Source organism: Gilliamella sp. A7 (assembly GCF_002142015.1).
Taxonomy (GTDB): Bacteria; Pseudomonadota; Gammaproteobacteria; order Enterobacterales; family Orbaceae; genus Gilliamella; species Gilliamella apis_A.
Window position 1 is genome coordinate 1 of sequence record NZ_NASN01000100.1, and the last position, 1,699, is coordinate 1,699.

The 1,699-nt window shown below is 50.6% G+C and carries 1 rRNA gene; it reads left to right on the top strand.

The window, feature by feature from the left end:
• Positions 1–156: 156 nt before the first annotated feature.
• Positions 157–1,694, top strand: a 16S ribosomal RNA gene (locus B6D18_RS12290).
• The last annotated feature ends 5 nt before the right edge of the window (positions 1,695–1,699 follow it).

Consider the following 1,699-nt stretch of genomic DNA (forward strand, 5'->3'; position numbering starts at 1 on the left):
GCTGTCAGCTCTTTAAAAAGAAGAAACAGACAATCTGTGTGGGCACTTACGAGACGAAAAATTAAAAGTCTACGGACTCAAAAAATTAAGTCTTGATAAGTGACACTGAAGATTCATTTGAATTATGTCAGAGACAGTTATTGAGCATCAAACTTTAAATTGAAGAGTTTGATCATGGCTCAGATTGAACGCTGGCGGCAGGCTTAACACATGCAAGTCGAACGGTAACATGAGTGCTTGCACTTGATGACGAGTGGCGGACGGGTGAGTAAAGTATGGGGATCTGCCGAATGGAGGGGGACAACAGTTGGAAACGACTGCTAATACCGCATAACGTTGAGAGACCAAAGCATGGGACCTTCGGGCCATGCGCCATTTGATGAACCCATATGGGATTAGCTAGTTGGTAGGGTAAAGGCTTACCAAGGCGACGATCTCTAGCTGGTCTGAGAGGATGACCAGCCACACTGGAACTGAGACACGGTCCAGACTCCTACGGGAGGCAGCAGTGGGGAATATTGCACAATGGGGGGAACCCTGATGCAGCCATGCCGCGTGTATGAAGAAGGCCTTCGGGTTGTAAAGTACTTTCGGTAATGAGGAAGGTGATGTATCTAATAGGTGCATCAATTGACGTTAATTACAGAAGAAGCACCGGCTAACTCCGTGCCAGCAGCCGCGGTAATACGGAGGGTGCGAGCGTTAATCGGAATGACTGGGCGTAAAGGGCATGTAGGCGGATAATTAAGTTAGGTGTGAAAGCCCTGGGCTCAACCTAGGAATTGCACTTAAAACTGGTTAACTAGAGTATTGTAGAGGAAGGTAGAATTCCACGTGTAGCGGTGAAATGCGTAGAGATGTGGAGGAATACCGGTGGCGAAGGCGGCCTTCTGGACAGATACTGACGCTGAGATGCGAAAGCGTGGGGAGCAAACAGGATTAGATACCCTGGTAGTCCACGCTGTAAACGATGTCGATTTGGAGTTTGTTGCCTAGAGTGATGGGCTCCGAAGCTAACGCGATAAATCGACCGCCTGGGGAGTACGGCCGCAAGGTTAAAACTCAAATGAATTGACGGGGGCCCGCACAAGCGGTGGAGCATGTGGTTTAATTCGATGCAACGCGAAGAACCTTACCTGGTCTTGACATCCACAGAATCTTGCAGAGATGCGAGAGTGCCTTCGGGAACTGTGAGACAGGTGCTGCATGGCTGTCGTCAGCTCGTGTTGTGAAATGTTGGGTTAAGTCCCGCAACGAGCGCAACCCTTATCCTTTGTTGCCAGCGATTCGGTCGGGAACTCAAAGGAGACTGCCGTTGATAAAGCGGAGGAAGGTGGGGACGACGTCAAGTCATCATGGCCCTTACGACCAGGGCTACACACGTGCTACAATGGCGTATACAAAGGGAGGCGACCTCGCGAGAGCAAGCGGACCTCATAAAGTACGTCTAAGTCCGGATTGGAGTCTGCAACTCGACTCCATGAAGTCGGAATCGCTAGTAATCGTGAATCAGAATGTCACGGTGAATACGTTCCCGGGCCTTGTACACACCGCCCGTCACACCATGGGAGTGGGTTGCACCAGAAGTAGATAGCTTAACCGCAAGGGGGGCGTTTACCACGGTGTGGTCCATGACTGGGGTGAAGTCGTAACAAGGTAACCGTAGGGGAACCTGCGGTTGGATCACCTCCTTACGAAG